This is a genomic window from Porphyromonas circumdentaria (genome assembly GCF_900167105.1).
Classification (GTDB): domain Bacteria; phylum Bacteroidota; class Bacteroidia; order Bacteroidales; family Porphyromonadaceae; genus Porphyromonas; species Porphyromonas circumdentaria.
This window is the reverse complement of the sequence record NZ_FUXE01000009.1, coordinates 45,161-71,928: the sequence shown is the minus strand read 5'-3', so window position 1 is coordinate 71,928 and position 26,768 is coordinate 45,161. Positions and strand designations below refer to the sequence as shown.

Genomic DNA, 26,768 nt, shown 5'->3' with positions numbered 1-26,768 from the left:
TAGTTATTAGCCGATAAAGGAAAGACATATTTGTCGTTTTTATTCATCGAAAAATCTTTCGATGTATTGAGTTTTTGATGGGGTAAAACGTTTCTCGTAAAAAGAATACTCCAATCTTTGATTTTGTAAACTTTGGAGGACGAAAACCAATAGGCTTTTTTGCTTTTTAGTTTCCTCAGGTGCTATCAAAAGTTTCCATAGGTCTTATTGAAAGTTTCCATAGGTGCTAAGTCAAGTTTGTATATGTGCAAACTTTTATGGTAATAATAGGTTCTAATTTAGCCCGCTTTTTTCGGGAGTTATTGGGCGCGGAGTAAATAACAGAATATAATGCGGGCTTCTCTTCTTAGTCACGTCTGGTAATATGTTTTCTCATTGTACAGTTTGATCTTTGGGCAACATTTCTTACCTTTGTCCAGTAGCCTGTAAAAACCTTATTTTGTTATGATGGAGGAACTGTGGTTTTTGTCAAGTCTATTTTACTGTAAGATTCTTATTTTATTAATGTTATAAGGAGTATGATTAAAAAGAACTTTTTGTTTAATTGGATGGTAATGGTGGGAAGCCTCATTGTGTGCTTATTAGCCACCACGTCGCTTGCCTTGGCCCAACAAACAGAGGAGAAGAAGCAGTCTTTCGGCTTCTTTTTGGCCAAGCCTGCCGTTTTCAAACCCAAGGATGTCAAACCTACCAGCTTTGTTGCTTCTTGGCGTAATGTGCCAGAGCCAGAAGGTGATGTGCGAACCTTGAGTTACCGTTTGCATGTAACACATGAATTTGAAGCAAAGCAAGACGGCGTCTACCCCGTAGCTAATGCTGTTATTAAGGGGGCTCCCCAAGAAACAGATTTATTAGCTGGTGGCGGTATGACATGGTTAGATGATTACATCTCCCAGAAAGCTTGGTGGGGGGCTTACTTGAAGGCATTGCCTAATGCGATTCGTCTTGATGCTGCCTCTCTTCCTGATCATATCCCTGATGAGTTTATAGAGACTTTGGCACGCGTGGCTTCTCCTGTTTATGACTTGCAAAATAATGGAGGTAAATTTACCTTCAAGTTTAAAGCAAAAGTTGCTTCAGGCTCCACAGCTGCACAACTATCTGTATACGGTTATGGTGAGGAAAGATCGCCAGCACCTGTTCAGGACGTAAGAACCATTACTGTACCCGCAGATGGTCAGGTACATGAGTTCTCTCTTAATTTTACAGATGGTACTTGGTGTCATACGATGCTTATTCTTCCTAAAAATCGTGTCTCTGTAGACTTCGTTGATGCTTTCAAAATAGAGCAAGAATTGAAGAAAGGGGATAAGGGCTTCCGCTCTGTGATGAGAGGAGCTTTCCCCAATAATGAGGCAATTACAGCAGATGTTGTTACCCCAGGTAATCCTCTTGCTACCATCTACTCTCGCGAAATAGGAGATCTTAATCCTGAGATTTTGAATGTAGAACTTGCTCAACAAAATGGAGAGCGTGTGGCATATCGTATACTATGCGAATATGTCTTTGAGCATGTAAAGACATTTATCTCTCGTTCCTTGTATTCGGAACCTGTCTATTTTGACAATATCCCATCAGAGGAGAATAAGTATCTCTATGTTGGTTATGCCGATTATGAAGAACCAGATATGAACTTTGCTTATCCAGGTAGTGTACCTGAAGGCCAAGAGGCATATGTTGGGGCTTCTATAAAAGCTACTGAAGAACTTCTCGGCGAGTATGTCGGCGGAAAGGTTGTAGGTCTTCGCTTCTGTGTTGCCGCAGCTAACCAAGAGGAAACAGGGCACAAGTATGCTACTGCACCATGGAATCCGAGAGTCCCTAATATTTTCCTCGCTGAAAAATTGAGAAGCTGGGATGAAAATAGTGATTATACAGAAGAAAGCAAAACCAAATTCATTCAAACTAAAGCTGTAGAATTTAAAGATGGTTGGAATACAATATTCTTTGATGAGCCTTATTCAATAGAAAAGAAAAAAGAGTTCTATGCAGGAGCTTTCTTGTATGATGCAGCAGCTCACGGAAAAACTTTTATTGCCAGTAGAGTCCCCAGTGAAGAGGGTAAAAAGCCAGAAGCGTTTATGGTCGCTTATGACTCTCAAGGAATGGGACACAGCGACCTCGGGTTTATTCCTTTTGGGCGTTGCCCCTCACACGATAATGCAGTGCTTATGCAACTGGTTATTGAGCCCGACCCAACAAACCCTAAGTTCCAAAATAGAGGTACAATATCTGACTTGAAGACAGAAGTACTTTACTATGATAACGAACCTCTTATGCTTACCTCTTCTATTAAGAATGATGGTGTTAAAGCAATCCAAACAATAGGATTAAAGGTAGAGATAGGAGGAGAGGTAAAAGAGCATACGGTAGTTTTTTCAGAGCCTGTCCCTGCAGGAGCTTCTCTTGAGTTCTCAATCAAGCCTTTTGAGCAATTAAGCAAGATGGGAGAGGTAGATATCAAATTGACTTTGACTAAGATTAACGATGCTATTCTTGAAACTCCTGTTACGTTAGAGGCTAAGACAAAGATTGTTGATCATACTAAGGTGTTCCCAAGAACTATAATGTTTGAAACCTTTACTTCTGAAAACTGCCCTAACTGTCCTCGAGGAGAAACTAACTTTATGTTCCGTTTTGATAAGCCAGAGTTTAAGTATATCAAGCAAAGAACTGTATTTGTTACTCACCATGATGGTAGTGTAGGTGGCGACTTCTTGAAGCACTCTTATAGCTCTAAGCTCTTCCCTCTTTATGGTGCACAGTCTAACTCTGGAGATGTTAGACTCCGTTCTCCCTATACACCTGCGGGAATGTTTGATAGAACTATTAATCCTTACTTCTCGATAAGAGATGGGAATGCTCCTGTTTCCTCTGTACATTTATTGGAAAATGAGTTCCGTAAGGCTGTTAACCACGCTGTTTATCGTAATCCAGCCTATGGTCGCCTTGGTTTGAAGGAAACTTATGATGATGCAACTAAAAAACTGACTGTAGAGATAGAAGGAGAGGTTTCAGATATGGCTCCAGTAGATCGTCCTCTTTATGTTACTATAATGCTTGTTCAGAGTGCTGTTAAGAGTAGATCTCAGCTAGATATAGATTTCATGGATGTTGGAGGAGTTAATCGTAATTATGTTCATCATAATGCTCTTCGTTATGTTGACGAGGGTGGTCTTCAAGGAATTCCTGTACAGCTTGATGCAAATGGCAAGTTTACTATTAGTAAGACAATAGATTTAGTAGGAGTAGAAATGGGCGGAACCCTTGTCGACAATCAACTTCTTCTTGAGGATGAGGATGGCTCTTCTATTTCAATGAAGGAATTGGTAGAAAACGGTCTTCAAGTAATTGCTTTCTTGCACCATTACACAGAGTTACCTACTGCCAATGATGTAGAAGTAAATGATTCTCGTTTTGGAAAGAACGAAATTATCAATGTCGCATCTAATCGTATCAAACCTCCTAAATCTCTTTTCCCTGCGCAGGAAATCACAGCGATAAGCACTCCTGAGTTTGATGCAACCCAAGAGATCGTTTATGTGGAAAACCGCACGGTAAGAGTTACTTCTGCTTACAACCGCCTCCAAGTATTTGCTATTGACGGTACTATTGTTCGCAATGATAACTTGATAGATGGTACCTATGTAGTACGTGCAGAACTTACAGATGGTAGAGTTGTAACCTCTAAGGTTATAGTGCGCTAATAACATAAACTTGAAAAAGATACTCTTACAACTTGTGGAGAAAGACTGCGAGTTGTGAGAGTATTTTAGCATAAGTCCTTATTATTACAAACAATAATTTATTCAGTAAACATGAAAAAATATTCTTTACTCTTAATAGTAAGTATGCTTCTCCCTGTTTTAGCTTGGGGGCAGCAACTTTTTTCGGGAGGAGATGGCTCTCAAGGCTCTCCTTATCAAATCTCTAATGAGACAGATTTACGCAATCTCTCTAAAATGGTTGCAGACAAGGCAAACAATGGTTTTGTAGGAAAATACTTTACTCAAACTGCTAACATTACTCTCTCTGGTGAAAACTTTACTCCTATTGGGGGTAGTGGCTCTACTTTAGTACCTAAGTGGGAGAAAGAATTTGCTTTTAATGGTGTGTACGATGGAGGTATGCATAAGATTTACAATCTTAATATCAATACAGAGGATCAACTTTTGATTGATGATGAGACTTACGAGGGAGAGCGTTTTCGTGTTGGTCTCTTTGGAGCCATTGGAGGTAAAGCAGTCATTAAGAATGTTGTAATCGCCAGCGGTCATATTTATGGTTCAGCTTTTGTAGGAGGTATTGTAGGATGGATGAAAGACGAGGGTAGTACCGTTACACACTGTAAGGTGGCCAATAAGGTACATGTATACGCTCGTTATGTTTCTGGTGGTATAGTTGGTGCTGGCAGCAAGAAAGCTCTTGTAGAGAAGTGTGCAAACTATGGTAATATTCGTTCTTATGGGAATGCTAATATCTCGGGTTGTGCTGCAGGGATTGTCGCTTACCCCAGTGATACTCGCATAGAGGGGTGTGCCAATTTTGGTGATATTTACTCGGCTACAAGTTTTGTGGGGGGAATTGCAGCTACTTACCCAGTTACAGTACCTGGTAAGCCTGATGCTATAAAGTATGAATATCCTCCAATGAAGAGTTGTATGAATGCTGCAGATGTTACTTCTCGTATTGGTGTTGCAGGAGGTTTGATAGGGGCTTGGCCTTATGCTCCTATGGAAGAAGACGCAGACCCTAATAATTTACCAGAGAAGATTGCTATGGAAAACTGCTATTCTTATGGTCAATCTTATGTCGCTACTAAAAAGACTTTTGGACCAGTAATTGCTTTTGTCCAGAAAAACTATCCTCAGAAGGTGGTAAAGACATTCTATAATGCAGAGCGTTATTTCTACAAAGAGGATCCCACAAGTGGAGACTCAGAAATAGCTTTTATCCATGGAGAAAGTAAAACTCATGCACATATGCGTTCAGATGCTTTCTTGGGAGAGCTTAATGCAGGAAGTTTGCATCAGTTTGGAAAAGATGTTCACAACTTCAACTACGGTATGCCAGTCCTTCAGTGGATTATAGATAGTTATGATCCAGAAATTGACTTGCCTCTTTACGCAGAAAAGAATCTTGCTCCAGCTGTACACAGAGAGAAGGCGGGGAGTTTCTTCCGTCCTAACAGAGCGGGAGAATTTATTATGGTCAATATGGATATGCAGACGCCCAATGTTCAAATGAAGAGTTTGGGACACACTATTTATCGTGCTTGGGGACATAGAGTATTTCAGATTGAAGGCGAGCAAACTTACCGTTTCTTTAATTCTATGTCTCGTTTCCGCCGCCCATTTAATGAAGATGGTTCCATCAATATGTCTGCAGAGCCAGAGGCTGCATCTCACTGGTTGATTACTCCAGAGTTTGAGGTTAAGGCAGATAAGAAATTTATCACTTGGAAAGCAGGTTCCGAATATGAATGGTTAGAGGGGTATAAGGTTTTTGTAGCCGATGCCGATGCAACTACTCCAGAGCAGTTTAGTAATGCAAAATTGGTTTTTGAAACAGCAGGAGAGGAGCAAATGGTAGAGGTTCCTGCATCTGCTATGGAACCAGAGCATTATAAGTTAAAGCATCGTGCGGTAGACCTCTCCGAGTATGTAGGTAGAAAGATACGTCTTGCTTTTGTGGACGATACCAAGTTCAAATTCTCGCTTATGCTAGGTATGTTTAAGATGTCAGAAACGGGTAAGGATACAGGTAATGAAATGGTTTTACCAACAGGTTTGTATTCTGTACGCACAGAGGCTAAAACAATTGTAGCAGAGGCTCAAGGAGCAGAACTTTATTTCGAGCTCTACGATGTTACGGGTAAGCGTCTTTCTGTGGCTAAGAATAGTTTCGTTTACACGGGGGCTAAGGGGGTATACGTACTCAAAGTTCAAGATCAACTTAGTAGAACAGAAGTGCGTAAGATTGTCCTCTAAGCAACCATTGCTTATTAGGCTTTGACTAAAAGGCTATCCGCCAAAACGGATAGCCTTTTGCGTTTGTAGAGATTTCCTTTGTTTTTTCAAATTTCTTGTGTGTCGGGTACAGAGATTTTCAGGTATGACCACTCTATCATAGATTTAGGGATAGTAGTCGGAATTTTATGCTTCCTATCTGTCGTTAATTTGACCTTTAGGGGAATAATTACTACCTTTGGCTGACGTAGAATAAGGCTCAGTTTTTATTTATTATATAAAAATGAAGGTGAAAGAGTTGCTTGCAGTTTCTTATACAAAGGCAAAAATAGGATTGAAAATATTTTTTGCGTTTGCTCTTGCTCTTGTAACTGTCTCCTGCGGGGTTCGAAAGAAACTTGAAAAGCCAAAGGATAAAGAGCCTTTTGAAGATAGACAGAAAGTTGTAAAACCTATTTTGATGTATGGAACACCTTACACCATGTATGAAGAGCGTAAGGCAGAGCCGAGAGACTCCGCTTTACGAATCCAACCCGAAGAAAAAGATATAATAGAGGGGCGATAGGTTTCCGCTGAAAAACACAATACACAATATATAACACACGAACACAATGAAAAAAAATTATTGCAGAGTCTCTACTTTTTTAGCTACTCTTTTTAGCTCTATTATTGCTTGGTTTACTACATCTTCTTGTCAACACATTATCCCAGGAAGAGTAGAGTATGGTACTCCACAAGCAGAGTTTGAAGTGAAGGCAACAGTCATTTCGGAAGAGAATGTGCCTATAGAAGGACTTCAAGTCGAGCTTTTGGAACCAACAACGCAAAAGGTAGTCGATAGGGAGAAGACCGACTCGAGTGGAAGGGCAGAGTTAGAGGAAGATATGCTACACTTTTCCAATCAAGAGCGCACGGTACGGGTAACTGATGTTGATGGGGCACAGAACGGTCTTTGGGAAACGAAAGAGGTTACAGTACGTGTAAAAGATAGTACAATCAAAAAGGAGAGCCGCTGGCGTAAAGAAGCAACGCAGCAAATAACCATTCGACTGGAGGAAAAGAAATAGAGTAACGGATGAGTTTTTATGAGTGGCTCTAAAATAACCTTTGCGCAGCGCATCGGTTTAGAACGTCATCGTATACTACGCAAGAGGCTTGCCGAAGAGCATCCGTTGCGTACACTCTTTTGGGAGTGTACACTGCGCTGTAACTTGGCTTGTAAGCACTGTGGTAGTGATTGTCATGTTTCTTCCAATGCTAAAGAACTCTCTAAGGAACAGTTTCTTTCAATCATAGACTCTATTACTCCACACGTAGACCCTCACAAAGTCTTGATTATCTTTACGGGAGGAGAGGCTTTATTACGCCATGATTTACCTGATATTGGTCGAGAGCTTTACAAAAGAGAATACCCTTGGGGAATTGTAACGAATGGGATGTTGCTCGATGAAAGTCAGATAGAGACTTTACTAAGAAATGGGATTCATACTCTTACTATCAGTTTGGATGGCTTTGAAGAGGCGCATAATTACTTGCGAGGGCATTCGCAGAGTTATCACCGTGCAGAGCGTGCAGTGCGCTTAATGGCACAAATATCGCTGGTAAATTGGGATGTTGTAACCTGCGTAAATCCGATGAATTTCTCCTATCTCTCAGACTTTAGAGATCATCTTATCGCTATAGGGCTTAAGCAGTGGCGCCTTTTTACAATATTCCCCGTTGGACGTGCAGCACTCGACCCCAACTTACAACTCTCAGACGAAGACTTTTATCATTTAATGGAGTTTATTCGAGATACTAATAGGGAGGGAAAGATAAAAGCATCCTATGGCTGTGAAGGTTTCTTAGGAGGATTCGAGAGAGAGGTACGAGAGGATTATTATATCTGTAATGCAGGTCTTCAAGTTGCATCTATTTTGTGCGATGGTACGATAAGTTCATGTCCCAGTATACGGTTTGACTACAAGCAAGGCAATGCTTTAGAAGAAGATTTCTGGGAGGTTTGGCAAAAAAAGTTCTTGCCTTATCGAGATAAATCTTGGGCTAAGCGCAATGAATGCTCAGGATGTGAATTTTGGAGGTACTGTGAGGGTAATGGAATGCACCTGCACGATGATGATGGCAAGCTTCTTGTATGTCATTACAAACGCTTAGAGCGAGCAGAGAAAGTACTCTTTTCTTGAAAAAAGAGCTACAGTGGTCTATAAACTGTTTGTGTTATGAATAAAAAGTCAATCAATACCTACATCATATCGGGGCGCATAGCGCAGGCTATAGAATTACTTCGAGCGGCCGTAGTACGTCCCTCTCAATATGCCGTGCAGACTCGTTTGGAACAGTTAAAAGATAACTATCTCTCCATGCTTACTTATTTGCGTCAAGGAATTGAGGATAAAGAGCAGGAGCGAATTGTTCTCTACATGAAGAGAGAGTTACTTACTATATCGGAGAGGCTTTACAGAGAGGAGCAGAAATCTTTCTCGAGTCATAGGTATTATCATACTTTGAAAGTAAGAGAGGCTCAAAGTGGAATGTCTTTGGAAATCTTACTGGAAGAGCTTTTGGAGCCCTCTTTAAAACAGAATAATAGAACTTCGTTTGACCATCTGGTTAATTTGCTTTTTGAGTCTCTTTGGACCTCAGAGACGATTACAAATCAACAAATGGGTCTTCTTGCTAAGTGTGATGAATACATACGTTTGACAGCGGCTTCTGCATTGACACTTGCTTTGATGCAGTACTGGGATCTCTCGAAACTTTCTTTTTTATCGCAAGAACTCGAGAGAGAAGACTGTAGTGTAGAGTATCGTGTACGTTTGGTTTTTGCCATATTTCTTTTTCTCAATCACTACAAGGAGCGATTACCTCTCTATCAAGAGGAGTTACAATCGATGATAGATAGGGTAGTGCAGACCCCATACTTCAGAGAGACGTTTCTCGCTGTCTGGATGCGCTATGTATATGCTATGGATACGGCTCGAGTGGCAGATATCATTCAAAACAATCTTCCTGGACTTTTAAAAAAAGTGGCTCCCAAATTGCGAGATGTTATGGGAGATAAAGAGGAGATTGATTTGTCGGAGTTGGGCGAGAGTGAAGACCCCGAGCTTGCTTCTCTTGAGGAAAAACTGCGCGATTTTGGGATGTTTGAAGAGGAAGGGGCAGACACGATGCATGTTTCCTTCAAAGATTTGAAAGGAGATTATTTCTTTAATGACTTATCTGCCTGGTTTTTACCTTTCGATACCCACCATAGCAGAGTCTCAAAAGTTCTTGAACGTAATGAGACTCTGAAGGCCATGCTACCTCTTTTTACACAAAAATTGTGTCATTCAGATCTCTACTCCTTTATTACTACCATAGATAAGATGCCGATGGGCAATAATATGGTAATAGGAGGTATGCCTATGGATGTGGCTAATGAGGCACTGAAAGAACAGATAGAAGATGCTAAGGAAAAAGAACTGGATTATGAACGCTTAATTCTTTACGCTGCGAAGAAATATGTAGAAAACTATTACAGGTTTTCTAAATTGTATCCCGATAGGCAACAGTTTGTAGATCCTTTTGAACGTCACTATTCGCCAGATTTTTCGCTACTCTACCCCTACATGAATATTAATATGTTGCTGTCTGAGGGGGCACTTTTCTTGTATAAGAAGAAGCACTATAGAGATGCTTTGTCTCTTTTTCTCTCTCTTTCGCAACGTCAGATTGCAGACAGTGCTCTCTTTGTAAGGATAGCTTATTGTTACTATTTTGAGAGTGAATATGAAAAAGCCATAACAGCTTTTAAACATGCCGATTTGGTTCAGGATGTTTCCCTCATGGCTCGTAAAAAGTGGGCGCAATGTTATCGGCATCTGGGACAATCGGCTACTGCTATAAGTATGTATGTAGATTTGATAGAGTGCTATCCCGATCGAGAAGAGCTTTTGTTAGAGATTTCTTCTCTTTTGATAGAGGCCAGAGCCTACTCAGAGGCTTTACCTTATTTGTACAAATATGAATTTACCTCTTCAGAGCCTATTAAGGCACAACGGCCCATTGCATGGTGCCTTTTCTTGAGTGGAGACTTAGAAAGAGCCCACCGTTACTATGAAGAAATAGTAGCCCGAGAACATCCCTTACCCAGCGATTTTTTGAATGCAGGATATGTAGCCTGCGCAATGAAAATACCCTCTGAAGCACTATCTTTATTCCAAAGAGCGGTACGCCACTATTCCTCGCAAGAGAAGTTGTTTGATGAGGTGGATACAGATTTACCCCTACTGCACACTCATTTGATTGCAGAAGATGTTTTTGTATTACTGGATGGAGCAATTGCTTTGAACCAAAAAGAGTAGCGGTATAGGAACTGCTGAGTGATTACGATGAAAAGTTAGTTTATAGCTATGAATATACAGGATTTTGATTTCTCTGGCAAGAGAACTTTTGTACGTGTAGATTTTAACGTACCCCTCAATGAAGCGATGGTTATAACGGACGATACCCGTATGCGTGCTGCTTTGCCCACGCTTCAAAAGGTTATTAATGACGGAGGACGTCTGGTTATAGCATCACATTTAGGACGTCCAAAGGGTGTGAGTGATGCTCTTTCGATGCGCCACTTAGTGCCTCATCTTTCTGAACTATTGGGTAAAAAGGTCGCTTTTGTGGGAGATTCTGTAGGAGAGAAAGTGGAAATGGCAATTGATGCTCTAAAAGATGGAGAGGTGTTGCTTTTGGAAAATCTTCGCTTCTACGAGGAAGAAGAGGGCAAACCAAGAGGCTTAGCAGACAACATCTCTGAAGAAGAAAAGAAAGAGGCTAAGAAAAAGGCAAAAGAGCGTCAAAAGGCTTTTGCACAACGTTTGGCTTCAATGGTCGACTGCTACGTTAATGATGCCTTTGGTACTGCACACAGAGCGCATGCATCCACTGCTTTGATTGCCGATTTTTTTGATCATGAGCATAAAATGTTTGGCTTCTTGATGCAACAAGAAGTAAAGGCTGTAGAGCGTGTGCTTAACGACATTCAGCGTCCTTTTGTAGCTATAATGGGAGGATCTAAGGTCTCTTCAAAAATTGATATTATAGAAAATCTTTTGGATAAGGTGGATACTCTTATTATCACAGGAGGAATGAGTTTTACTTTTGCGAAGGCTTTTGGCGGGAAGATTGGTAATTCTCTCTGTGAAGATGATAAGTTAGAGGTGGCTCGTTCTGTCGTAGAGAGAGCAAAGGAGAAAGGCGTTTGTTTAGTCCTTCCTGTAGACTCGAAGATTGCAGATGCTTTCAGTAATGATGCTCAGACCCAATTTTCTCCAGTAAATCAGATCCCAGAGGGTTGGATGGGATTGGACGTAGGTCCTGAAACGGCTAAAATCTACGAAGAGGCTATTATGTCGGCAAAAACAATTCTTTGGAATGGGCCAGCTGGTGTTTTTGAAATGAGTAATTTCAGAGAGGGTTCTAAGGCTTTGGCAGAGTCTATTGCCAAGGCTACCGAGAAGGGAGCTTACTCTCTTGTGGGGGGAGGCGATAGCGTAGCTTGTGCTCATCTCTTCAATGTGGCAGAGAGAGTATCTTATGTCTCCACTGGAGGGGGTGCTTTGTTGGAAGCTATTGAAGGCAAAATACTACCTGGAATTGCCGCCGTTGAACAATAAAAATCTTTTCTGTAATGGAGTTTTGTTTTCTGCCTTACGATCCTGCACAGAAAGATGTCTTGTTGCAAGTTCGCTCTCTGATGGAGGAGGCTTTTCCTCCGTCAGAGCGTAGAGCTTGGGGAGATTTTGAGCAGTTGCTTGCCTCGGAGTCTCGTTTTACTTTTTTCCTTTTGTATCAAGGGAAAACTTTATTGGGTTTTTTTTCTCTTTGGAACTTAGGTTCTTTCTTTTATGGAGAACATTTTGCCCTTTTCCCAAGCTGCCGAGGAGGTGGAAGAGGCCAGATTTTTTTAGAAAAGATTTGTGACTTCGTTAGAGAGCGGGGAAAACCTCTTGTTCTGGAGGTAGAGCATCCAGTGGATACTCTTACAGAGCGAAGACTTAATTTTTATCTTCGTAATTCTTTCATGCTTCTCTCGAGGGACTATGTACAGCCTGCTTATGGGGCAAACTATCCCGAGGTACCAATGTATCTTTTAGGGACCTCTTCGGTAGAGGAACATCTCATTCCCAATTATGTAGCATGTATAAAAGAGGCTGTTTACGTACGCAACTAAGGTCTCTACAGATCTTTTTGATTGCTTGTCTTACCCTCTTCTCTCCCAAATTTATGGGGGCTCAGGAGAAAGTCTCTTTTTTACAAGATACTCTTTCGCTATCTAAACCCTATCTTAATATATCTCTACAGGTATTGCCTTTTGGGGTGGCCTCCTTCGTTGCTCGTGCAGCAGATCAGACAATGTATGACACGCGCCAAAATCATATACCTGATTTTCGTTACCACTACGATGATTATTTACAATATCTCCCCTTAGCAGCGCAACTCTCAATGGGAGTAACAGGGGTACAGGGACGAAGTGATAATCTCCTTCATCTTTTAACGGCCGATGCCTTTGCAGGAGCTCTTTCTGCTATATTCGTAAATGGCATTAAGTATTCTGTAGGACGCTTGCGCCCCGATTATTCTGCTCGAAACTCTTTTCCCTCAGGACACACAGCTACCGCTTTTTTAGGAGCGGAACTCTTTGATTTGGAGTACGGAAATCGTTATCCTTATCTTTCTGCTGTGACCTATTCGATGGCTGTTGTTACGGGAATTAGTAGAGTTCTTAATAATCGACATTGGCTTACCGATGTTTTTGCAGGGGCTGGTGTAGGTATACTCTCTGCACAGATGGGATATTGGCTAAGTGATATTATTTATCAAAGACCTCTTGATAAGGCCACTTTTTTTGTAAACTGGCAAGAGTTAACCCCTTTTGCTCTGACCTATCAAGGAAGTTCTGGAACTCTTTTTTCTCGACAGAGTGGGTGTGTCAGTACTGTTCGTTCATCTCTGAGTTTCTCTTATTTGTACGATAGAGATTCTGCTTCTTTGGGTTCGTTGGGAGCTACAGCAGGATTTTTTACCCATAAAACTAATGTTAGGGAGCCCTCGTTGTTTTTCGGACTTGAAACTGTAAGATCCTATTTGATGCTAAAGAGGTTGGCTTGTGGTTTCTCTATCTATTGGAATTTTTTGAGCCCTTGGGGGGAAGTGCAAATGGATTTTGTTTCAGAGTTAGGAAGTAGGTTTTTTTTCGATTACTATTTTCTTCCCCATCGTAGTATGCGCTTTTTTGGGGGCTTAAGCGGGGCTTGGGGTGTGCAACCTCTATGCAACAACAGTGCGATACTCAACACAAAAACGCCCTTTTATCTTTTGTTAGAGCTAGGATTTGCCTTGCAGTTACACCTTTTTTAGGGCTATTGCTAATAGCTACTGGTCTCAAAGGGGAATTATAATCTATTCTCCCTCACTGTTTCAATTCTATTATAGTGCGATTAGTACCAGAGGGGCGGGAAGAGCTCTTCCGCTTCAATCCGTTTCAATTCTATTATAGTGCGATTAGTACAATCCTGGTAACATCCGTCCATCTCGCGCTTTTAGGGTTTCAATTCTATTATAGTGCGATTAGTACCACCTAAAAATAAAGGGATACCCAGCAGCCCAAAGTCGTTTCAATTCTATTATAGTGCGATTAGTACTCTACCTCTTCTGCTCCTACGGGGTTTGAGGGAACAGTTTCAATTCTATTATAGTGCGATTAGTACGAAGCGCGCTATTGCCATTTTGACACATTGCAAAAGTTTCAATTCTATTATAGTGCGATTAGTACATTGTTCGCAATCTTACCAGCAGGCGAGCCTTGAGTTTCAATTCTATTATAGTGCGATTAGTACGTATGTCAAACCTTCTTATCTCATGTTTATTAAGGAGTTTCAATTCTATTATAGTGCGATTAGTACACTTATGTTGCGGTAATTTTATGTCAGAGGATTTTGTTTCAATTCTATTATAGTGCGATTAGTACCAAGCGTATAGCCGCGCTTCCTTTTAAGGCATATGTTTCAATTCTATTATAGTGCGATTAGTACTTATTGTAAACTCGCTGTAACGAGCGAGGGTTAGGTTTCAATTCTATTATAGTGCGATTAGTACTTAACCTCGAAGTAAAAGAGCATGGCTACATAATGTTTCAATTCTATTATAGTGCGATTAGTACTATCGCCCCGAGCCCTCCAAGTCTTTTATCAAACTCGGTTTCAATTCTATTATAGTGCGATTAGTACTACAAGAATTTAGTACTCGAATTACACAATCGCTTGTTTCAATTCTATTATAGTGCGATTAGTACGCCCTACAAACTTCCCTACCATTACAACTAAATCAGTTTCAATTCTATTATAGTGCGATTAGTACACTCTTGCGATACAGAAGTCTGTATCTATGCTTAGTTTCAATTCTATTATAGTGCGATTAGTACATATAGATAGCTGAAGCGGTTGAAAGGTCAAGAGGTTTCAATTCTATTATAGTGCGATTAGTACCATGCCGTCATAAATAGCAGTAGAGGGGGTCTGCAAGTTTCAATTCTATTATAGTGCGATTAGTACTCATCGACAAGCTTCTTAGAGATAGCCTCAATAGGTTTCAATTCTATTATAGTGCGATTAGTACTGATATAGCTAAGAAACACGCAGAAAGGATTAACAGTTTCAATTCTATTATAGTGCGATTAGTACTTAAGAAAGAAAGAACATACATAGTCATGCTTATATCGTTTCAATTCTATTATAGTGCGATTAGTACTAAAACACCCCATGAAATAATCATGATTGAAGTTTAGTTTCAATTCTATTATAGTGCGATTAGTACAGAGGCAGAACATTTTTTTCGCTCCGCGCTTCGCGGTTTCAATTCTATTATAGTGCGATTAGTACGGTACCCTAAAGATGTGTATGTAACACACTTAGAGAGTTTCAATTCTATTATAGTGCGATTAGTACCTTATATAAGTCTCTGTAAAGTTATTGTCAAAAGGGTTTCAATTCTATTATAGTGCGATTAGTACGTATCTTTTACTTCTCTTAACACAAGTCCCAACCCGTTTCAATTCTATTATAGTGCGATTAGTACTCATTGTCGAAAATCTTGCTAAATACTACAAGAAGTTTCAATTCTATTATAGTGCGATTAGTACCCCGCAAAGTTACAAGAAAAAAAGACGAAAATACAAGGGCTTTAAAAGAAAAAAGTGTTGTTTCTCTTAGTGAAAAATCGTCGATATCTAATTCTATGAAAATGCTTGAGATTCGACAACTTTAAATCCTATTTGAGAATAGCAAATTAGCATTGGACTTCCCAACAATGTCAGAAATCTCTATTATTTCTGGCAAACTTACATACAGTTCTTGTATAAAAAAGTGCCTCGAGAAATTGATGTTTTAGCCCGAGAAGCAATTTTTTAGCGGAGGAGAGTGTTGTTTCATCTCTACTATAAGAGAGATAAAACCTCGGGAGAGGAAAGCTGTCCTACATGGGCAAAATGCAGAGAGTAATAGGTGAGAAGATAGTTTAGGATGCGTCTTCTTTCCGTTACAGAGAAGTGGAAGACTGACATGTTTTTATAGGTAATCCGTTGAAATGTCGGCAAAAAATAAACTTCTTCGGGAGGAATACAAGGGCTTAAAGGAGCACGCTCCACAAAGCGAGCTTCGGCAAGATCAAACCATCCTCGAGGAAAATGAGAGTGATATTGCGAGGGGGCAATGCCGACGAAGTCTAGTAAATGATATAAAAAAGTTAGATGGAAGTTGGCAGTACCCAAATGGCATTCCTCTAATACATCTAAAGAGTGGGTAATATAGGCAAATAACTCCTCCTCTCCAGGAATATCTCTTAAGATATGTGTAAGTACTTCCGATAGAAAATGAGCGATGGAAAGTTTGACGGGATGGCTGAGTAGATTTAAACGTATTCTAGCGTGTTCTGCTTCTTTGATTTCTTGTAAAGCTCTACCTTCTCTATGCTCTGCAATAATCTGCAGTTCGCTCAAAGGTGCTATTAGTCGCCGTAAGTTTTGCGCTTTACCTTTTTTATTCCCAGACCCAAGTGGAATACGGTAGCCCATCATTCCCATACTTTCTGTAAATAAGTGGGCGATACAAAAGTTGTCACTGTAGGGATGTTTTGAGAGGACTATGGCACGAGTGGATAGTAACATAATGAAGCAAAGTTAAGCATCTGTACGAATAAAAAAGCAGAAGATACCTTTGTGTGGTCTCTTCTGCTCTAAAATTTATGGGATTAAAGACTATTCCGCTTCGACCGCAACTTTCGCATTGTGCTCAAACAGTTTGCGCACGTGCACCTCTTCGGCTCCAGTGTCTACCAAGACTTTTTCAAGAGCATTATTATTCTCTGCAATAAAGTACTCTGCCTCTTCATTATAGCCTTTGTTGCGCAGGTTGATACTCTTTAGCTTAGACATATTGATAGCTTCAATAGATGCGATGGCAGAGCTTTTCCCTAAATCCAATATTTCTAAGAGCGTGTTGCTAACAAATAGTTGGAAGAGTTCTTTCTGTTGCGATAGATCCAATGACTCCAACGGATTGTTGAAAAGGAAAAGGAACTTTATTTTGGAGAGTTCCGAAAGATCTATTTGGCACAATTCATTACTATACAGATTAAGGCGTTCCAATCGGGGTAAGTTTTTCAACTCTACTTTATTGATCCCATTGCTGTTGGCATGTAGCTCTTTTAATTGTGGAAGATTTTTTGCGGTTACCTCTGTGAGTCGGTTCTCTACCATATCTATACGTTCTAAAAGAGGTAAGTTCGAGAATTCTACTCGTTCCAACGCTCCTTTGTTGAGGAGTGCTTTGGTTAGTTTTTTTAGAGGAGTTAAATCGAGTCGAGCTACAGATACATTTTGTAGATAGAGTTCTCTTAGCTCCCCGTTGTGCGAAAGGTCTAACTTTTGTAGACGAATGTTCCCATAGGCGCGGAGGTCTACTAACTTTTTCATCGAAGAGATGTCAAGTGCTGCGACATCATTGTTCCCTAAGTGCAGATAGGTTAAATGCTTTAATTTGAAAATGGGCGAAGCGTCCGTTACGAATTGGTTTTTAAGTCCTAATGAGTCAAGGTTGACAAAATGCTCAAGCCCTCTGAGACTTTTGATTTTATCTTTTTCTGCAATCTCTTCTTTAGTATTAAACTCAAATAACAGAGATTTTACTTCTTCAGCTTCTTGAGGTGTTATCTCTCCATTTTTATCTTTGTCTATACTGCTGTATCGCTCTAAAATGAGACGTTTTAGGTTAGCATCTTCAAATTGGATATAGGGGGTATTCCCTTTCTGTACAATAACTTGGCAGTTTAATTGCTTTGTTTTTCCACAAGGACAGTCTACTCGTACTGTAACGATGGCTTCTCCAATTGATTTGGCAGTCACTTTCCCATTTTCTACTGTAGCTATTGTTGGTTTATCGACCGACCAAAAGATTTTATCCTCTTTACCATGGCCAGTTAGCACTAGTGTCTTACTCTCTCCGATTGATAGGGTTAGAGAGGATTCAGATAACTGAAGGGTGCGAGGTTCCTTCTTTTTAGGACCACAAGAAGTAATAAGTCCTACGCAAATTAAGATAGCTGGAAGCACTATCTGAGAGATGATTTGTTTCATGTTTTTGTGATTAAAGGATTAAAAAATATAGTTTGATTTATATGGGATTGGCTTCTTCTAATAGAAGTTCATTCCCATCCCATGTAATATATTCGCCTGTTTTGTACCAGTCCCCCATGACCAATAACCTCTGCCCTGAGGGGAGTAGGTAGTCAAATGGGAGGTGGCGATGTCCGAAAAGGAAAAAATCTATTTCAGGATGCAATGGAGCTTTTCGCTTAACCCACTTTACAAGCCATTCTTCCTCCAATGAAAAGTAGGGGTTATAAGTGGTATGTGCCACCTCTTTTTCTTTTTGTCCGTGGCGACGGCTTTGTAGAGAACATCCAAGGGCAAAGCCCACAGTCCATCGAGGATGAATGGCAGAGAATAAAAACTGTGCAATACGATTACGAAAGAGACGATATATAAGGTCGTTGATTCTTTTTTGGTAACGATACTCTTCATCTCCGTGTGCTAAACGGAAGCGTTTCTCCTTTAGCGTAACCTCGATGGCTTGGTAATGGATTTGCACTCCCAATTCCTTTTGAAAGTAGTCTTTCATCCATACATCATGATTGCCTGTCAGAAAGTGTATCTCCACACCTTTGTCTACCAACTCGGCAATCTTACCCTGAAAGCGCACAAAACCTTTAGGTACCACATAGCGGTATTCGTACCAAAAGTCAAACATATCTCCCAGGAAATAAATGGCCTCCGCATCGTGAGCAATACGATTTAACCATGCTACCAAACGCATTTCTGTAGCGCGGGGGTCGTTGTGGTAGGGAGACCCTAAATGGGCATCACTGGTAAAATAGATCATACTCAATTCGGGGCTTCTCGTTTTGATTTTCGTTTTAATGGGGCAAAGGTAAGGTTTTATTCAGCGAATACATAGTCCCAGAGACACTTGATTCACTATTATGAGGTATTCATGGTGTGGTAATACCCTAAAAATGGTGATTGTGCTTTTTGGGGGGCTACTCTACCTTTGCGATTGGAATTTCAAGTTCAGAAACAAATAAACCACAATGAAAAAAATCGGAATTTACTTCGGTTCGTCTACAGGGACAACCGCAGATGTAGCAAAAACTATTGCAAAACGCCTCAATGTAGCAGACGCTGATATCTTTGATGTAGCAAGCGCAGACGCTGCGTCTATGGCTAACTATGACGTATTGGTATTGGGTGGCTCTACTTGGGGTATGGGCGATCTTCAAGATGATTGGGAAGGATTTTTACCTAAGGCTAAAGGTCAGAACCTTGCTGGCAAGAGCGTAGCTCTCTTCGGTTGCGGAGATTCTTCTGCTTATAGCGATACTTTCTGCGATGCTTTGGCTACAATTAAGGAAGAGTTAGAGGGTACTGGTTGCTCTTTTATCGGTGAGTATGCTCCAACAGATTACGGATATGATGCTACTCGCTGTGAGCAGGGAGGTAAACTCATCGGTCTCTTGATTGACGAAATCAACGAGTCTGACAAAACATCTGATCGTATCGATACTTGGGTAGCTGCTCTTCAGCCTAACCTCTAATAGAAACATTTATCTCTTCGGATAGAGTTATGGAATCATTGTCGTTACACCACCTTGCACAAGATGCAGATATAAAAGTCTTCTCGCATCTTATCTATGAGTTCGAGAAAGGAGTGCGTCATTTAGTTCTTTACACTCTTGCTGAAGAGTATGTCTCTTTTGCAACACGCAAATTGACCAGTAGAGGAATAGATTATTTTTTGCAACCTGTTCCCGAAAGGACAAGCATAAATATCTTTTTTGGTAAGGAGGAGTGCCTTCGCACCTTGAAGAAGTTTCTTAAGGAGCGTCCGCTGAATAATCTGTCACCCGAAGAAGATTTTATTTTGGGAGCTTTGTTGGGTTATGATTTGTGCAGGCAGTGTGAGCGATACTGTCAGAGAGTAGAACTTTCTGTACAGAACCTCGAGAAGAGACAAGCTATTGTAGTTGATCTATAGTAACTATAGTTGTTCGTAGCAGCTATTAGATCGTTTGAATATTTCAGAAACACTTCATCACTTATAGGGGTGGAGTGTTTTTGCTATTTCTACGAAAGACTCAGAAGAGAGTTGCCGTTGCTTTTTGTCCTGAAGAGAGAGGTCGTAAAAAGAGCCTAACCTGCATATCTTCTTCAATGGAATTCTTTTTTTATAGTTAAAAGTAAATATCAGGAAGAGACACTATGATAGTGGTAGTGCATCTCAAAATAAGATGTACCTTTGCGAGCGTTAATGAATCTGCAAGTTTCTAATGATACAATTCGATTATATCGTCGTGGGAGGGGGGCTTGCAGGGCTTTATACCTCCTACAAACTATCTCATCTTGGAAGAGTTGCTTTGGTTGCCAGAGCTTCTCTCGAAGATAGCAACTCCTTTTATGCCCAAGGAGGGGTGGCTGCTGTAACCGAAGAACAAGATACTCCTACCGACCATCTAAAAGATACACTCGTGGCAGGGCGGGGTTTGTGTATTGAGAACTCTGTGAAGATTCTGACCGAGGAGGCACCTCGCAGAATCGAGGAACTTATTTCTTTGGGTATGAACTTCGATACCCAAGATGGGCATCTTGCCTTGGGATTAGAGGGAGGTCATCATCATAAACGTATTCTTCACGCGGGGGGCGATGCTACGGGACGTATGCTTTCCTCTTTTATGATTTCTAAGGTAAAGCAGAACCCCTCTATCTCTATATTGGATCATCACCAAGCCATAAAGCTATCTGTAAGTAATGCTTCGTGTCGAGGGCTTTGGGTTTACAATGAGTTTTTTCATCGGATAGAGTATTTAGGAGCAAAAGCTATAATACTTGCTACAGGGGGGGCTGCCGCTCTTTATCACCCGACTACAAATCCTCCTACTGCTTTAGGGGATGGATTGGCAATGGCTTTATTGATAGGAGCAGAGCTCAGGGATATGGAGTTCATTCAGTTCCACCCAACGGCTCTTTATGCTCCTCAGCATGGTTCTTTTCTTATCAGTGAAGCTGTTCGCGGAGAGGGGGCTTATCTACTGAATGCTCGCAAAGAGCGTTTTATGCTTGATAGACATCCTCTGGCAGAGTTGGCTCCGAGGGATACCGTCGCTTACGAGATATTCCATGAAATGCAACAGGGAGGAGAGAAGCATGTTACTCTATCTCTAAAGCACTTAGATGCAGCTTATATCCGTAATCGCTTCCCTACGATTAGTCGTCGGTGCGCAGAAATTGGGTTTGATTTCACCCAAGAGATTCCTGTTGCACCTGCAGCCCATTATACCGTAGGTGGAATAATAACCGACCTCTACGGGAAAACAAATATCCAAAATCTATTTGCAGTCGGAGAGATTGCATCAACGGGTGTTATGGGAGCCAATCGTTTGGCTTCTAATTCACTCATAGAGTGTTTAGTTTTTGGTAAACGCATTGCCGACTATATAGCCCAAGGCACGCTTTCGTTGCCCCCTTCTTTGGAAGATCCTCCTATGCTTGATGTTACTCTTTACAGTAAGGACGAAGAGCATGATTGGGAGCGTGTAGAGGGAGTTCGTATTATGGATATGCTGGGAGAAGTTCTCATGCAAGAGGTGGGCATCATTCGTTCTCAAACTTCTTTACAAAGAGCTTTGGATAAGATAGACCTATTATTCACTCAGATAGATGCCTCTGAACGAAGAGATTCTCTACAGGCCTATATACACCGCTCTCGTCTCTTTTTGGCACGAAGAATAGTTATGTCGGCTCAGGTAAGGGAAGAGAGTAGAGGGGGGCACTTCCGTTCTGACTATCCAGACACATTGCCTCCAGAAGAGGCTTATCATACAATAATGTCAAAAGATTTAATCAAAAAAATATATATCAGTCGATGAAAGATTTGCTTTTCTCCCGTCCTGCGGAGATGGCTCAAATAGCCCATCTTATAGACCTTGCTTTTGAAGAGGATATTGCTCACGGAGATATCTCGACTCAGTCAATATTTCCTGCCCAAGAAACAGCTACGGCACTTATCACAGCGAAAGAAGTTGGTGTTGTTTCAGGTATTGCAATAGCTCGTATGATTTTAGATAAAATGGGGGATTACTCCATGGAAACGTTTGCTAAAGATGGAGACCTCCTTGATAAAGGGGACAAAGTACTTGCTATAACGGCTCCTTATACTACCTTGCTTTCCTGCGAGCGAACCTTACTAAACTTCATGCAAAGAATGTCGGGGATTGCCACCGAAACACGTAAATATGTATTGGCTACCGAGGGCACAAAGACACATATTTTGGATACACGTAAAACCGTGCCAGGACTTCGTCTGTTAGATAAAATGGCTGTACGTCATGGCGGAGGGCATAACCATCGCATGGGATTGTACGATATGGTTATGCTCAAGGATAATCATATAAAGGCCGTAGGAAGTATAACTGAAGCGGTAAAGATGGTACGCCAAGCTCTCCCCTTGTCTATTAAGGTAGAGGTGGAAACAACAACCCTGCAAGAGGTGGAAGAGGCTTTGCGAGCAGGAGCCGACATCATTATGCTGGATAATATGTCTAACGACCTTATGGCACAAGCCATAACTATGATTGATGACCGTGCTGCGGTGGAAGCATCTGGTAATATGACTATAGAGCGCATACCTTCTGTTGCGGCTCTTGGAGTCAATTACATAAGTGTAGGAGCTTTAACCCACTCCGTAAAGGCGTTGGATTTAAGTATGAATTTTGTAAAATAAGAAAGAGAACCCATCAATAAGGATAAAGAGAGAAAATGATACCGACAACGACGAAAGAGGATTTCTCAGCTTTGTACGAAGAGATAAATGCCCTGAAAAAGCAGCATAACGCTATTGTTTTGGCGCATTACTATGCGCGCCCCGAAGTGCAGGCGGCTGCCGATTTTTTGGGAGATTCACTGGCTTTGTCTCAAAAAGCGGGAACCACAGATGCCGATATTATTGTCTTCTGCGGTGTACATTTTATGGCAGAGACAGCTTCTATTATATCTCCCCAGAAAAGGGTTTTAATCCCCGCTCAAAACGCAGGGTGTACCTTGGCAGAGAGTGCCACTGCTGCGGGATTAGCTACATGGAAGAAGTATCACCCCAATGGCTTGATTGTGAGCTATGTTAATACTTCTGCCGAGGTAAAAGCAGAAACCGACTATTGTGTAACCTCATCTAATGCCCTCAAGGTAATAGAGTCTTTACCCAAAGATTGCCCTATACTTTTTGGACCTGATCGTAATTTAGGGGCTTATATTATGCAGAAAACGGGGCGTACTATGGAACTTTGGCAGGGCGATTGCTATGTGCATCGTCATATAACAAGTGAACTTATACAGGCTTTTCTTGATGAATATCCCGAGGCTGATGTGCTTATACACCCCGAGTCTGTAGCCTGCAATGACGAAGCAATTCTATCTCATCCGCGTTGCTTTGTAGGCTCCACATCGGGTATCTTGGAGCATCCACAGAAAACGGACAAAAAGGAGTTTGTCATAGCTACAGAAGCGGAGGCCATTGTTGAGTTGGCTCGCCGCTATCCCGATAGAACTTTTATCCCGATAGCTCCCGAGCATCGCTGTGAATACATGAAGCTGACCACGCTCGAAGATCTTCGAGATGCTTTGAAATATATGCGCTACGAGGTTACGGTTCCCGAGGAGATACGTTCTAAGGCTTTATTACCCATTCAAAGGATGTTATCCATTCACTAATACCTTGTCTGTATGCTTTAGTTTGGGATTACTCCTTTTACACTGAGAAACCTCTATACCAACGGTATAGGGGTTTTTTGTGGATTTGTCCAAAGCGCGATTATTATTCAGCTCCCGAAAAAGTTCTTCTAACACTCTAAAAAATGGATGGAAACGATCTAAAATTGCTGAACATCTATTCTTTTTTCTATATTCAATCTTAGTATATATATATTCAGATTGCATATATGTATATTTAGCTTGAATATATGTATTTTGAGATTGAATATATAGATTTGCACGAGTCTTTATGAATTTCTTCATGAGACTAAAAGAGTTTTTCCATACGTGTAGGATAACTTTACCATTGATGCAAAAGATAGTAATCGAACTGTTTTCCCATACTTACAGTATAACTTCCCCTCCTGCTTTTAATGTGTGAAGAGTTATAATTACCTTTGCGAAAGGTAAGAAATAACTTGTTTTTCAATGGAAAGGGTAGAGTACAAACCTTTAGCAGAGCGGATGCGTCCGAAGTCTTTAGAGGAGTATGTGGGGCAGCAACATTTGACCGATGCAGATTCTTCTTTGGGGCGTATGATTCGCTCGGGAACAATACCCTCTCTTATTCTCTGGGGACCTCCAGGAGTGGGAAAGACTACTTTGGCCGAACTTCTGGCTCTCTCGGTCGAAGCTCCTTTCTACAAACTTAGTGCCGTGGGGTCGGGAGTTGCCGAGGTACGTAAGGTTTTGGAAGAAGCTGCCCAAGTAACCTCTGGGCTCTTTGCTACTAAGAGTAGACCCTTACTTTTCATAGATGAAATCCATCGTTTTTCAAAAAGCCAGCAAGACTCTCTTTTGGCTGCCGTGGAGCGTGGTTTAGTAACCCTTATCGGAGCTACAACCGAGAATCCCTCTTTTGAAATTATACGTCCCCTTTTATCACGTTGTCAGGTCTTTGTTCTTAATCCTTTGGGAGAAGAGGAGCTTAGGTGTCTTTTACAGAGAGCCATTACAACAGATACACTTCTCAAAGCACGAAGAATAGAGCTAAGGGAAGATGCGCGTCTTATTGCCTACTCTGGCGGAGACGCTCGCAAATTGCTCAATCTGTTGGAGATGCTTGTAAGCTCTTCGCCACAAACGCCTTTAATCGTAGACAATCAGTTGGTAGAGGCTACGGTCGCTCGTCAGCCTATGGCTTTTGATAAAGGGGGCGAATTGCACTACGATATAGCCTCCGCATTTATCAAAAGTATTAGAGGGAGTAATCCCGATGCAGCACTCTATTGGATGGGAAGATTGATAGAGGGGGGAGAGAATCCTCGCTTTATAGCAAGGCGTATTGTGATTTCTGCTGCCGAAGATATTGGGTTAGCCAATCCGAACGCCTTAGTTATAGCCAATGCTGCTGCACAGGCGGTTGATTTTATCGGGTGGCCTGAGGGGCGTATACCGTTGGCCGAAGCTGTTATTTACTTGGCTGCTTCTCCCAAAAGTAATTCTGCCTACATGGCTATCAATAGTACTCTCAAATATGTGCGAGAAACGGGTAATCTGCCTGTTCCTATGCACCTCCGTAATGCTCCTACCGAGCTTATGGAAAGTTTGGGATATGGGGAAGATTATAAATATCCTCACGACTACGATCGACATTATGTGCAACAGGAGTATATGCCCGATAAAGCGAGAGATATTAGATTCTATTATCCTCAATCAACGGGAGCTTCGGAGCGTCATCTAAAGGATTATCTTGATTTTATACAGGGCGAAACTGTAGATGTGAAATAGCAATGAGTAAAAGGAAATTATTAGCATGAGAAGAAAATATTTATCAAGAGGGTTGCTCCGTTTACTGTTGGCCACCTTTCTGACCAGCACCTTTTTTAGTGCCTGTCGTACGGTGCCAGTTTCTGGGCGCAGGTCGCTCAACTTGGTCAGTGAGACCGAAATCATTCAGACTAGCAAGGCACAATATGTTAGCTATATAGCCGAAATGCCCCATAGCAACGACCCTGCTAAAGTGAAGCGTGTGGAGAAAGTGTGTAGAGATATAGCCGATGCGACTACAAAATATCTTCAGAGTAATGGAATGGAGGCTCTGGCCCGACAAATGGAGTGGCAGTTTACACTTATAGCCGACAGACGTGTCAACGCTTTTTGTATGCCTGGAGGAAAGATTGTCATCTATACGGGTATTCTTCCCTTGTGCGCTACCGACGCAGAGTTAGCTACCGTTGTTTCTCATGAGGTCAGTCATGCCATAGCCCAGCACAGCAATGAGCGTTTGAGCACAGAGATTCTTCGCCGTATGGGGGCGAGTATTTTGGGTCAAGCGGTAGGGTCTACCTCGGCATTGACAAAGACTGTTATCCAACAAGCGTATGGATTGGGCTCACAGGTGTTAATCTCTCTGCCTTATAGTCGCACGCAGGAGCACGAGGCAGATCAGATAGGATTGGTTTTTATGGCCATGGCGGGGTATAATCCTCAAGAGGCTATCTCTTTTTGGACCAAGATGTCGCAGCAGGGAGGTTCTAACTCTTTCGATTTACTAAGTACGCATCCGAGTGATGAGAAGCGTATCCAGAAAATTAAGGAGTATATGCCCAATGCCTTGCCTTACTATGAAGAGTATAAGAGGAATAATTCTATAAAAAGTCTTCCCGTAGAGGGGAAGAAAGAAGAGACGAAGAAAAAGGCGCAGTCCCGCCCGCAAACGAAGAAAAACAATCCAAAGAAATAAGTAACTACGACCCAAAGGAGACGAATAAATGAAACCGTACGAACTCTTAGAGAGACTTTTACCAGAGATAAATGCTTTTGAACAACTCTATGCCGATAGGGATACTTGTTCCTTAGATGATTTTGCTGCTTTCCTTTCGGAGCGGGCGAAAAAAGAGAACCCAGCAGAGGAGTATTCTTTTGGCGTAACTGCAAGAGGTACCACGATTGACGCTCTGATAGCACAAGACTTAAGCTTTCTTTTCCGTTATCTGAGAGGGTACTTCAAAAAAGCACTAAGGGGAAGTGCTCTGCTAACCATGGAGGAGTATACTTATTTGGTCTGCTTGTTACAAAATCCTATGATGACTAAAACAGAATTGAATAACATCAATGTGATGGAGAAGACTTCTGGTGCCGAGGTAATCAATAGGCTTTTGAAAAATGGATTAATCTCACAAAGAGTAAACGAGAACGATAGACGTAGCCTTTATGTGTCTATTACCGAGAAAGGGCGGGAAGAACTTGCTCAACTCTTCCCTCAATTGCAACTGGCCGTGAAGATACTCTTCTATCCTTTAACGGATGCACAAAAGAGAGTCTTACATCGGATGCATCATTTATTAGATGCACACAATAGAATGCTCTTTATGGAGCATCACGATGATTCGCTTTTAGAAATGAATAACCTCTTTACAGAGGAGCAAAAAGCGCAATAGTATTAAATACAAACGAACAATTTAATTATT

At 41.3% G+C, this 26,768-nt stretch carries 20 protein-coding genes and 1 CRISPR repeat array; of the genes, 17 read left to right on the top strand and 3 right to left on the bottom strand.

Going from position 1 to position 26,768, the window contains the following annotated elements; all coding sequences use genetic code 11:
* The first annotated feature begins 518 nt into the window (after window positions 1-518).
* From B5D06_RS05270 to B5D06_RS05235, 9 genes are all read left to right on the top strand, one after another.
* Window positions 519-3,707: a hypothetical protein gene (locus B5D06_RS05270; RefSeq protein ID WP_078736967.1), complete on the top strand. Its 3,189-nt coding sequence runs from the start codon at window positions 519-521 to the stop codon at window positions 3,705-3,707.
* Between the two features lie 111 nt (window positions 3,708-3,818).
* Window positions 3,819-5,990, top strand: coding sequence for a choice-of-anchor J domain-containing protein (locus B5D06_RS05265; RefSeq protein WP_078736966.1), 2,172 nt, complete (start codon window positions 3,819-3,821; stop codon window positions 5,988-5,990).
* Between the two features lie 262 nt (window positions 5,991-6,252).
* Window positions 6,253-6,534 carry a hypothetical protein gene (locus tag B5D06_RS05260; RefSeq protein ID WP_078736965.1) on the top strand — a complete coding sequence of 94 codons (282 nt, stop codon included), beginning with the start codon at window positions 6,253-6,255 and terminating at the stop codon, window positions 6,532-6,534.
* A gap of 46 nt (window positions 6,535-6,580) precedes the next feature.
* A complete protein-coding gene (locus tag B5D06_RS08870) occupies window positions 6,581-7,036 on the top strand; it encodes a radical SAM-associated putative lipoprotein (RefSeq protein ID WP_143742619.1) in 456 nt (151 codons plus the stop codon).
* Between the two features lie 18 nt (window positions 7,037-7,054).
* Window positions 7,055-8,152: a TIGR04133 family radical SAM/SPASM protein gene (locus B5D06_RS05255; RefSeq protein ID WP_143742618.1), complete on the top strand. Its 1,098-nt coding sequence runs from the start codon at window positions 7,055-7,057 to the stop codon at window positions 8,150-8,152.
* A 36-nt stretch (window positions 8,153-8,188) separates the two neighbouring features.
* Complete coding sequence (locus B5D06_RS05250) at window positions 8,189-10,315, top strand: tetratricopeptide repeat protein (protein ID WP_078736964.1); 2,127 nt, start codon at window positions 8,189-8,191, stop codon at window positions 10,313-10,315.
* Window positions 10,316-10,363: 48 nt separating this feature from the next.
* Window positions 10,364-11,620 (top strand): phosphoglycerate kinase, encoded by a 1,257-nt coding sequence (locus B5D06_RS05245; protein WP_078736963.1) that lies wholly within the window; start codon window positions 10,364-10,366, stop codon window positions 11,618-11,620.
* A 14-nt stretch (window positions 11,621-11,634) separates the two neighbouring features.
* On the top strand, window positions 11,635-12,177 hold the full coding sequence (locus tag B5D06_RS05240) for a GNAT family N-acetyltransferase (protein WP_078736962.1): 543 nt from the start codon (window positions 11,635-11,637) through the stop codon (window positions 12,175-12,177).
* A gap of 17 nt (window positions 12,178-12,194) precedes the next feature.
* Complete coding sequence (locus tag B5D06_RS05235; protein WP_159442693.1) at window positions 12,195-13,364, top strand: phosphatase PAP2 family protein; 1,170 nt, start codon at window positions 12,195-12,197, stop codon at window positions 13,362-13,364.
* A 57-nt stretch (window positions 13,365-13,421) separates the two neighbouring features.
* Window positions 13,422-15,144: direct repeats of the CRISPR family, unit length 30 nt; unit sequence GTTTCAATTCTATTATAGTGCGATTAGTAC.
* Between the two features lie 294 nt (window positions 15,145-15,438).
* On the opposite strand, the gene recO is transcribed toward B5D06_RS05235, so the two are convergent.
* From recO to B5D06_RS05220, 3 genes are all read right to left on the bottom strand, one after another.
* Window positions 15,439-16,167, bottom strand: coding sequence for a DNA repair protein RecO (recO, locus tag B5D06_RS05230; RefSeq protein ID WP_078736960.1), 729 nt, complete (start codon window positions 16,165-16,167; stop codon window positions 15,439-15,441).
* Between the two features lie 90 nt (window positions 16,168-16,257).
* On the bottom strand, window positions 16,258-17,634 hold the full coding sequence (locus B5D06_RS05225; protein ID WP_078736959.1) for a hypothetical protein: 1,377 nt from the start codon (window positions 17,632-17,634) through the stop codon (window positions 16,258-16,260).
* A gap of 37 nt (window positions 17,635-17,671) precedes the next feature.
* Entirely contained in the window at window positions 17,672-18,439 is a 768-nt protein-coding gene (locus B5D06_RS05220) for a UDP-2,3-diacylglucosamine diphosphatase (protein ID WP_078736958.1), read from the bottom strand.
* A gap of 208 nt (window positions 18,440-18,647) precedes the next feature.
* Between B5D06_RS05220 and B5D06_RS05215 the strand changes: the two genes are divergently transcribed.
* The 8 genes from B5D06_RS05215 to B5D06_RS05175 all read left to right on the top strand — a co-directional run bounded on the left by B5D06_RS05215 (window position 18,648) and on the right by B5D06_RS05175 (window position 26,738).
* Complete coding sequence (locus tag B5D06_RS05215; protein ID WP_078736957.1) at window positions 18,648-19,151, top strand: flavodoxin; 504 nt, start codon at window positions 18,648-18,650, stop codon at window positions 19,149-19,151.
* 29 nt (window positions 19,152-19,180) lie between these two features.
* A complete protein-coding gene (locus tag B5D06_RS05210; protein ID WP_078736956.1) occupies window positions 19,181-19,591 on the top strand; it encodes a DUF2023 family protein in 411 nt (136 codons plus the stop codon).
* 292 nt (window positions 19,592-19,883) lie between these two features.
* Window positions 19,884-21,479, top strand: coding sequence for an L-aspartate oxidase (gene nadB / locus B5D06_RS05205; RefSeq protein ID WP_078736955.1), 1,596 nt, complete (start codon window positions 19,884-19,886; stop codon window positions 21,477-21,479).
* Window positions 21,476-22,333: a carboxylating nicotinate-nucleotide diphosphorylase gene (gene nadC, locus B5D06_RS05200; protein ID WP_234989558.1), complete on the top strand. Its 858-nt coding sequence runs from the start codon at window positions 21,476-21,478 to the stop codon at window positions 22,331-22,333. The genes nadB and nadC overlap by 4 nt, the downstream gene beginning before the upstream one ends.
* Before the next feature lie 35 nt (window positions 22,334-22,368).
* Window positions 22,369-23,316 (top strand): quinolinate synthase NadA, encoded by a 948-nt coding sequence (gene nadA, locus B5D06_RS05195; protein WP_078736954.1) that lies wholly within the window; start codon window positions 22,369-22,371, stop codon window positions 23,314-23,316.
* A gap of 468 nt (window positions 23,317-23,784) precedes the next feature.
* Window positions 23,785-25,086, top strand: coding sequence for a replication-associated recombination protein A (locus B5D06_RS05185; protein WP_078736952.1), 1,302 nt, complete (start codon window positions 23,785-23,787; stop codon window positions 25,084-25,086).
* A 25-nt stretch (window positions 25,087-25,111) separates the two neighbouring features.
* Entirely contained in the window at window positions 25,112-26,041 is a 930-nt protein-coding gene (locus B5D06_RS05180) for a M48 family metallopeptidase (RefSeq protein ID WP_078736951.1), read from the top strand.
* Window positions 26,042-26,069: 28 nt separating this feature from the next.
* Window positions 26,070-26,738, top strand: a complete 669-nt coding sequence (locus B5D06_RS05175; RefSeq protein WP_078736950.1) for a MarR family winged helix-turn-helix transcriptional regulator — start codon at window positions 26,070-26,072, stop codon at window positions 26,736-26,738.
* Window positions 26,739-26,768: the final 30 nt, after the last annotated feature.